Source organism: Nitrospirota bacterium (assembly GCA_016194305.1).
Taxonomy (GTDB): domain Bacteria; phylum Nitrospirota; class Nitrospiria; order JACQBW01; family JACQBW01; genus JACQBW01.
On sequence record JACQBW010000036.1, the window covers coordinates 1 to 8,925 of the forward strand.

At 47.0% G+C, this 8,925-nt stretch carries 8 protein-coding genes; 6 read left to right on the top strand and 2 right to left on the bottom strand.

The window, feature by feature from the left end; genetic code table 11:
- The coding region (locus HY200_10755; GenBank protein MBI3595424.1) for a 2-oxo acid dehydrogenase subunit E2 at positions 1–584 on the top strand (584 nt) is incomplete at its 5' end.
- A gap of 54 nt (positions 585–638) precedes the next feature.
- Positions 639–2,060 carry a dihydrolipoyl dehydrogenase gene (gene lpdA, locus HY200_10760; GenBank protein MBI3595425.1) on the top strand — a complete coding sequence of 474 codons (1,422 nt, stop codon included), beginning with the start codon at positions 639–641 and terminating at the stop codon, positions 2,058–2,060.
- Positions 2,061–2,571: 511 nt separating this feature from the next.
- On the opposite strand, the gene HY200_10765 is transcribed toward lpdA, so the two are convergent.
- On the bottom strand, positions 2,572–3,459 hold the full coding sequence (locus HY200_10765; protein MBI3595426.1) for a site-2 protease family protein: 888 nt from the start codon (positions 3,457–3,459) through the stop codon (positions 2,572–2,574).
- 27 nt (positions 3,460–3,486) lie between these two features.
- Positions 3,487–4,098 (bottom strand): hypothetical protein, encoded by a 612-nt coding sequence (locus tag HY200_10770; protein MBI3595427.1) that lies wholly within the window; start codon positions 4,096–4,098, stop codon positions 3,487–3,489.
- 311 nt (positions 4,099–4,409) lie between these two features.
- Here HY200_10770 and HY200_10775 point away from each other — a divergent pair, with 311 nt between their 5' ends.
- The 4 genes from HY200_10775 to HY200_10790 all read left to right on the top strand — a co-directional run.
- Positions 4,410–5,969, top strand: a complete 1,560-nt coding sequence (locus HY200_10775) for a hypothetical protein (protein MBI3595428.1) — start codon at positions 4,410–4,412, stop codon at positions 5,967–5,969.
- A gap of 307 nt (positions 5,970–6,276) precedes the next feature.
- Positions 6,277–7,596: a PAS domain S-box protein gene (locus HY200_10780; protein ID MBI3595429.1), complete on the top strand. Its 1,320-nt coding sequence runs from the start codon at positions 6,277–6,279 to the stop codon at positions 7,594–7,596.
- 11 nt (positions 7,597–7,607) lie between these two features.
- Positions 7,608–8,054, top strand: coding sequence for a response regulator (locus tag HY200_10785; protein ID MBI3595430.1), 447 nt, complete (start codon positions 7,608–7,610; stop codon positions 8,052–8,054).
- Positions 8,054–8,925, top strand: an 872-nt coding sequence (locus HY200_10790; GenBank protein MBI3595431.1) for a GGDEF domain-containing response regulator, incomplete at its 3' end; no start/stop codon positions are given. The genes HY200_10785 and HY200_10790, both read left to right, overlap by 1 nt.

The window sequence follows — 8,925 nt, forward strand, 5'->3', positions numbered from 1 at the left end:
CTGTCATAGAGTTGCGTAGCCGCTTCAAGGAACTGTTCGAGAAGAAGCATGGTGTCAAAATGGGGTTCATGTCTTTTTTTGTAAAAGCTTCCGTTTTGGCGTTACAACGATTTCCCGTTGTCAATGCGTCCATAGATGGAAGCGATATGATCTACCATGGTTATTACGACATCGGTGTGGCGATTGGAAGTGAGCGTGGCCTCGTGGTTCCGATCATTCGCGATGCCGATAAATTGTCGATTGCGGGAATTGAAAGGCAAATTGCCGATTTTTCAGCTCGAGCGAAAGTCGGAAAACTCTTGATGGATGAATTAAGCGGCGGTACGTTTACCATTTCCAATGGCGGAGTGTACGGTTCGATGCTTTCCACGCCCATACTCAATCCTCCCCAATCGGCCATACTTGGCATCCATGCGACGAAGGAGAGGCCCGTTGCAGAAAATGGTCAGGTTGTCATTCGTCCAATAAATTATTTGGCCTTGTCTTATGACCACCGCATCATTGACGGCCGCGATGCCGTACAGTTTTTATCTGCTATCAAGGAAGCGCTGGAGTTTCCGGGAAGTGCGATCCTCGATTTATAGAATGCATCGCGACATGAGGATATTTTTTTTTTCTGAACAGGGAGAGCAAAAATAATGGCGGAATTTGATGTCGTCGTGATAGGAGCCGGACCCGGCGGATATATTGCGGCAATCCGGGCTGCGCAACTCGGCCTGGCTGTGGCCTGCGTCGATGACTTTAAAAACGCCGATGGAAAAAGCGCTCTGGGCGGAACCTGTTTGAATGTGGGTTGCATTCCTTCCAAAGCTTTGCTGGAATCCTCCGCATTATACGAAGCTGCGCAATTGGACATGGAGGTCCACGGTATTGAAATTCAAGGAGTGAAGTGCGATCTTGCGAAAATGATAGGACGTAAGGACAAAATTGTATCTGACTTTACGATGGGCATTACCCATCTCTTCAAGAAAAATAAAGTGACTTCTGTCTCCGGGAGAGCCAGGTTGTCAGGACGGAGCCAGGAAGAATGGCAAATCGATATTGATAGCGGCAAACGTAAACTCACCGCGAAACACGTCATAATCGCTACCGGTTCCAGGCCGCGTGAGTTATCCATTGCGCCAGTGGACGGTAAGCGGATCGTGGATAACGTCGAAGCGCTTTCTTTTTCCGAGGTGCCTCGACGCCTTGGCATCATCGGCGCAGGGGTAATTGGTCTTGAGCTGGGAAGCGTGTGGCGCCGATTGGGTAGCGAGGTGACCTTGGTGGAAGCGGCGAAGGTTTTTATGCCCGCCGCGGACGAAGCAATTGCGAAAGAGGCCTTGCGGAGTTTTACCAAACAGGGTTTAAAAATCCACCTCGGCGCACAAATTGATAGCGTGTCATTCAATGACAAGGGTCTGATGATGACCTGGCGAGATCCGTTAAAAAAAGTTCAGACACTTGAACTTGACAAGCTCATAGTTGCAGTGGGGAGAATTCCAAACGCCAACCAGGTGGCCGATCAAAGTATTGGATTAAAGCTTGATCAAGGTGGAGGCATCGCGATTGATGAGTACTGCCAGACCAATCTGCCCAACGTTTATGCAGTGGGGGACGTCGTGCATGGTCCCATGCTGGCCCACAAGGCTTCGGAAGAGGGGGTAATGGTATCCGAAAGGATTGCAGGACAACAGTCTTCAATCAATCATAATCTTGTTCCCTGGGTGGTTTATACAGCACCGGAAATCGCGTGGGTGGGCAAGAACGAGCAGGAACTTAAGGCTTTGGGAACGCCCTATCGATCGGGACAATTTTCTTTTCAAGCCAATGGTCGCGCCCGGTGCCTAAATCAGGCCAGCGGATTGGTTAAGATTCTGGCGGATGCTCAAAGTGACCGCGTTTTGGGGATGCATATAATCGGGCCCATGGCATCTGAATTAATTCAACAAGGTGTGTTGGCCATGGCATTTTCTGCGAGCAGCGAAGACGTGGCTCGTATCGTCCATGCGCATCCTTCATTGTCAGAAGTCATCCATGAAGCGTCCTTGGCGGTCGACAAAAGAGCACTACATCACTAAAAATCCAAATCTCAATTCCACCACACGAATGGCTTAAATCAAACAATAATGTGTAAACATTGTCTGTTTTATACATTAACGTCTTAAGGTCCGTTTCCCTTCCTTTGATTCTGCCAGGCACCAGATCCTTGCAAATACATGATTTATCAAGGGAATAATTATTATTTGATTACTCAATTGTTTGGCATGTCCTTTGCTTTTTATTAAGATGACAGGTTTTTTTTAAATAAAAGGCAGGTAACTGAGATTTAGATTCTTGCTTTTAATCAGTTCCCGGGGTGAAGTCTCATGAAGGAGAAATAACTATGGACCGTGAAACAAAAACATCGAATCTGGCGACAGTTTCAAAGAAGTTGAATGATCTTTCCGATTTTTGTGCGACAGAAGGTCATAGTAAGGGTGCCCCTATCCAATGGGAGTCCATAGAGACTCAGTATGATTCTGGCCCAAAGATGGGAATTGATTAACAGACGCGAGATCGTCCGAAGACGATTTGGATTATAAGTCGAACTTAAGGCGTACCGAGTCCGGATCTGAATTCATCCCGATTGAGAAGTTTCAGGGTCATGAGAGTCATCTGACCCAGGTAAATCACGAGTCCGAGGTAAGAGAGCCCCATATTGAATCGAAACGAAGGCTCGACATCATAGTATTCTTTCTCTTCTTCTTTTTCTTTCCAGCTTTTCCATAATCGAATTGCCCCGAACAGGAGGATCATCAGGAGCATCGGATGATGCGTTTTCAGAAAAAAAAGAAGCACTGCAACAAGCCCCACACCCCAAATTTTTGTCGATACTGCGGCAACAATCCTGCCTCCGTCGAGCGGACTAAATGGTATTAAATTAAAAAGATTCATCAAAAACCCCACATAGGCCAGGGCCAAATAGAGGGAATTACCGGATTCTTTAAAAAGCATGTAGGCAAATGTCGAAGCCACTGCTCCTGCGAGGGGACCGCCAAAGGCGATGAACGATTCCACTTTCACATTTTTCGGGAACTCTTTCATGGCAATGAAGGCACCGACAAAAGGGATAAATACCGGAGCTCCGGTCTTAATTCCCTTCATCCGGATTGCCGCCGCGTGACCCATTTCGTGCAGGAAGATTAAAATGACCAGGCCTGCCGCGAACGCCCATCCATAAAATAATGCATAAATCCATGCCGTTGCCGCCATCGAAATCGCAGTGATTCCGAATTTGGCAAACTTCAAAAAGACCAAAAGACTTTTAAATTTAAAAAGAATCAATCCTATCAGGGAAAGAATTGACCAGAACACTCCTTTCTTCTTATTTGGAGGATCTTTCGTATACTCTTTTTCAGAGGTTGAGGAAAGTCTCTTTTCCTCCGGAGAATCGGGAGGGAAATCAGCAAATGAGTTGCCCGCAGGTCGATGATCCATATTTCAAGTGTATCATAGGGCGTGCTCCTAATGAATCATTTTCACTTCCGATAGTTTCTTGATGACAAAAGTGACAAACGGAGAAATTTGTTCGAGGGCGCCACCTTGATATTTGGTTGCTGTCATTGAAGACCAAATCGGTTTTTTTGTTAGAGTGTCGTAAAGGGTGAGTTGAACAAAAGCGATATTATAATCATATCCAATTTTTCGATCCCCTTCGTCCGGGAATTGAAAGAGTGCCTCATTGTCCGCGGTAAAATTCATCGGCACTCCGGAATCGCGTTGGGGAGTGTATGAATCGACGGTCTCCTTCCTGATGAACTTGACGATGAAGACCGCATCAGCTCCCAGTTCCTGCACCTTCGGTTCGACCGTTTCTCTTGTCGGGACGCCTTCGTCCGAGAGGACTTCGGTGCTTGAAACTGCTTGCACCCCGCGTGATTTGAATTGGAGAAGGAATTCCTTTTCAAGCAGACTCCGCCGCATCCGGTCTTTAATCACCCCGACGACGAATATTTTCTTGACTGGTCCCTGATAACTTACATCGCGCCACGGGTTGATGAGTTTTGTCGATGCGCAGGAGGTGAAGATGAACATTTGCACAAGGAGAAAATTTAGAAAGACCATTTTTTTAAACAAGGTTTACTCCCAGAAGGTTTGAGCTCTTTTGAGAGAATTCTAGGTAAGTTCTGTAGAAAATACAAGAAGAGGATTTCTTGAAGTAAATTACGGCAGGATAAAAGGCCGGGAAGGATCTGCTTTATTATTAAGATTTTTGAAAATTAACAAATTTTTATGAAAATGAAAACAAATTTGTAATAAGAAAGCACTATGCTCCGCAGGTCAGATGAAAGAAAGAGTTGAAAACCAGACGTTTATCTGGCGGGTCAAACGGCCAGTCCGTTTAATCTTAATGACAAATTCGTTAATATTAAATAAGGAGGAGTAGAATGCTTCGAAAAATCTTATCGATAGCGATATCGACCGTCATGATTCCTGGGACACTCTCGGCGGCAACCGGCCCTAGCAGTTCACAATCACCGTATCTAGTCCCCAACACGGCCGGAGTCGAGTTTACTTCAATTTTGACGACCGGCGACGGTATTAAGAAAAAACATAAAGGAGATGGATACTATCGTATGGCGGGTATACCCGATGGCCTGGGAGCTTACGACAACGGTGACGGTACCATCACCGTCTTGATGAACCATGAATTCAATATTAATGGGACGACCGGAGTTCCGACCGGTATCGTGCGCGACCACGGGGGTGCCGGCGCATTTGTCTCCAAGTGGAAAATACGAAAGAGCGACCTGACCGTGCTCAATGGGGAAGACCTGATTAAGAAAGTGATGCTCTGGGATCCGGTCAATTTAGGCTACGTAGAATCCCTGAATAATGTGTTTATCCGGTTCTGTTCGGCTGATCTTGCGTCACCCAGCGCGTTCTACAACAGGAAGAGCGGTAAAGGGTTCGATGAAGGTCGTATTTTTTTAAACGGAGAAGAGGAAAAGACCTCGCTTCGTCCTTCCCAACGGGCTTTTGCGCACATTGCCGAAGGTCGCCAGCAGGGAACCAGCTATGAACTCCCTCTCATGGGACATGCCAACTGGGAGAACCTCCTGGCCAGTCCTTACCCTCAGGACAAAACCCTCGTGGTCGGCCAGGATGACGGCGGATTCAACAAAGTGTTTTTTTACATTGGAGAGAAACAGGAAACAGGGAATCCGGTCGAATTGGCCGGTCTCGCTAACGGAATCACTTATGCTCTATCGATCGATGGTTTTGCCACTGAAGCCAGCGTGGGAGGCTCCATTCCAATCCCAATTGCGTATTCGGGTCGATTCTCGCTGACTGCCAATACCGCCGGAACCGTCTTACAGCGTCCCGAGGACGGTGCCTGGGATACGGTCAACCCCAACCGCTACTATTTTGTGACCACGGCAAGTATGAATAGCGATGCGACAGGCGACAGTCGTCTTTGGCGCCTGACATTCGACGATATTACCCGTCCCGAACTGGGAGGTACGGTTGAGGTGATGATCGATGGAAATGCCATTCCCTCGCCGCAGATCAAGATGATGGACAACATTACCCTGGATAAGGAAGGGAGCCTTTACATGTTGGAAGACGTCGGTAATAATATTCGACTCGGTCAGATTTGGTCCTATAACCCGTCCACCAATACCGTCACGAACCTTGGTCAGCATGATCCGAGCCGATTCTTGAGCGGAGGATCGAATTTCCTCACCCAGGACGAAGAGTCGTCGGGAATTATAGATGTTACCCGTTTATTCAGAGGGGTACGCGGTTATGATACAAAACACTACCGTTATTTTCTCCTGGATGTGCAGGCCCATTTTCTGATTAACGCCGCGAATCCACGTGGATTTACCAACCCAGAAGAGCTGGTCGAAGGAGGACAGTTGTTGATGATGACTGTGCCAAAGGCAACGGTTCTGGACGGCGATTCGCAAGAAGACGAGTATTATGATGAAGTGGAGAAATAGAATCCGGGTATCGCGGAGCCGGGCTAATTTTTTGTGATCAAAATAATGAGAGCCAGGAAGTGTGAGCTGGAATCTTGAAAGATGTAAACGGGTCTTTAAGTTTGAGGGGGACGATGACCGTCCCCCTTTTTTTTAAGTGATATCAACACGAGTTAGTTCAAAATAATTCATAGAGTTTAAATTAGTTACTTTGTATTAATAATACAGTCACATTAATACTCGACAAATAGAAAAAGTCCGTTATACTATAAATGCATGAGGTGTGCTCTTATAGACCTGGAAAACGCCAAAGATAAAAGGATCATGAATGTCCACTCATATTGAATCTTTCCCGCGCAGTTTTTTCCAACTCTTTTCAAAAACTTCGGGTCCAGAAGTGATCGTTTCTCCTTTCCTAATGGGAGGACTCCTCCTAGAGGGGGAAAAGATTGGACTTTACAATTCAACTTTTGGAATCACGATTTTTGTACTCTCCACCATTTTAATTCTTGGCATCCTCGTCTGGAAAAACGCCAGCGCGCTGGATCGCATGGCTCTTCAGCGGGAACGGATGGAAAAAGATCGGGACCGTTTCTTTAATCTTTCTCTTGATATGTTATGTATTACTGAGGGCGACGGTTACTTTAAACAATTAAATCCTTCATGGCAAAGAATTCTTGGCTGGACTACTGAAGAACTCCTGTCAAAACCTTACCTTGGTCTGATTCACCCCGACGACCGGGAGGCGACGATCAACGTGGCCAAAACCCTTTATTCCGGAAGTCCCATTATCACTTTTGAAAATCGCTACAGGACCAAAGAGGGGACCTATCGCTGGCTGCAGTGGAAAACGATTCCCGATATGGAAAAAAGACTCTTTTACTCTTCAGCCAGGGATGTGACGGAGCAGAAAAATTCCGATCATGCCATTTTAAAACTCAACGAAGAACTCCAACACAATGCCGCCCAGTTAGAAGGTGCAAACAAGGAACTTGAAGCTTTTTCTTATTCGGTTTCCCACGATCTTCGGGCCCCATTGAGGGCCTTGGACGGATTCAGCCAGGCGCTTCTGGAAAAGGAATCCGAAAAATTGGACGATCGCGGGAAGGACTATCTTCGCCGAATTCGTGCAGCCAGCCAGAGAATGGCTCAACTCATTGATGACATGCTCAACCTCTCCAGTGTAACCAGAATCGAAATGGTGCGGGAAGATGTTGATTTGAGCGGTTTAGCCAGGACAATTCTCAAGGACCTTCAAATTGATCAACCTGAACGCCAGGTAGAATGTCGGGTCGTCTCTGGAGCGATGGCGACGGGAGATGGTCGGCTCCTCCGGCAGGTCCTGGTAAATCTCCTGGGAAATGCCTGGAAGTTTACCGCCAAACATGCCAGGGCCGTTATCGAATTTGGAATGACCTTCGAAAATGGCAAGCCGGTCTATTTTGTCCGGGACGATGGGGCTGGATTTGATATGACGTACGCAAATAAGCTATTTGGGGCCTTCCAAAGAATGCATCGGGCCACCGAATTTGCCGGGACAGGCGTTGGGCTGGCGACGGTTCAAAGAATTGTTCATCGACATGGCGGCAGGGTCTGGGCGGAGGCAGAAACTGAAAAAGGCGCAGTTTTTAATTTCACTCTTTCATAAGGAGGCATTTCATGCAGGATCGAATTATTTTGCTGATTGAAGACAATCCCGATGACGAGGAACTGACCCGAATGGCCCTTGAGAAAAACAGCATTAAGAACAGAATCGTCATAGCCCATGACGGAGTCGAAGCGCTTGATTATCTCTTCGGAAACGGATCTCAGTCCGGACTGGATGCAATACACCTTCCGGATCTTATTCTGTTGGACCTCAAGTTGCCCAAATTAGACGGATTTGAAGTTTTGAGGAGAATTCGCATGGATGCCAAGACCCGCCTGCTTCCTGTTGTCATTCTGACTTCCTCAAAAGAGGAGCAGGATAAAGTAAGCGGTTACAAACTTGGGGCCAACAGTTACATCCGAAAGCCGGTCGACTTTACACAATTTACCGAGGCAGTACGGCAATTGGGGCTTTATTGGCTCGTTCTGAATGAAGCCCTGACGGGGAGGGATTTCTGATGGCAACGTCTATTCGCGTTTTGATTGTTGAAGACTCTGAAGAAGATACGGAGTTACTCGTCAATGAACTCCGGCGGGGAGGGTACGATCCCGTATTTGAACGTGTAGATAACGAGAGCGATATGACCATCGCGCTGGAAGGATCGGATTGGGACGTAATTATTTCAGACTTTAACATGCCCCAATTTACCGGGATCAGAGCTTTATTTCTTGTTCAAAAATATGGATTTGACATTCCATTTATCGTCATGTCCGGGTCTATCGGAGAGGAGATAGCCGTAGCTTGTATGAAGTCCGGGGCTCACGATTACATTATGAAAGATAATACGGCACGCCTTCTTCCTGCGATTTCAAGAGAATTGGACGAGGCAAAAATTCGAAAAAGGAGACGGGAAGCAGAATCCACAATCGCCCACCTGGCGCATTACGATGCGCTGACAAAACTTCCTAATCGCACATTGTTTCAGGACAGATTGAAGCAGGCAATTTTAGTCGCTAACCGGGAAAGCAGGATGCTGGCAGTCCTGCTTATGGATCTGGACCGATTCAAAGAGATCAACGATACACTTGGGCACCAGTGTGGAGATCTTGTCCTGCAACAGGTAGGAATGCGTCTTTGCAATGTCCTGCGCAGATCGGATACCGTTGCCCGTTTAGGAGGGGATGAATTTGCAGTGATCTTGATGATCTCGAAACCGGAAGATGCCGAACTCATGGCGGTACAGATTACTGAGGTGTTGGAACAATCTTTTCTGATTCAGGATATTCACATTGCCGTGGAAGTCAGTATCGGCATCGCACTCTATCCCGATCAGGGGACAGACGCGCAATCTCTCATCCAGCACGCCGATGTGGCCATGTATGCCGCGAA

What these genes read in the sequence shown, in the direction of transcription:
- HY200_10785 (MBI3595430.1), top strand. Translation starts at nt 7,608, where the DNA reads ATGCAGGATCGAATTATTTTGCTGATTGAAGACAATCCCGATGACGAG.
- HY200_10775 (MBI3595428.1), top strand. Translation starts at nt 4,410, where the DNA reads ATGCTTCGAAAAATCTTATCGATAGCGATATCGACCGTCATGATTCCT.
- lpdA (MBI3595425.1), top strand. Translation starts at nt 639, where the DNA reads ATGGCGGAATTTGATGTCGTCGTGATAGGAGCCGGACCCGGCGGATAT.
- HY200_10765 (MBI3595426.1), bottom strand. Translation starts at nt 3,459, where the DNA reads ATGGATCATCGACCTGCGGGCAACTCATTTGCTGATTTCCCTCCCGAT.
- HY200_10780 (MBI3595429.1), top strand. Translation starts at nt 6,277, where the DNA reads ATGTCCACTCATATTGAATCTTTCCCGCGCAGTTTTTTCCAACTCTTT.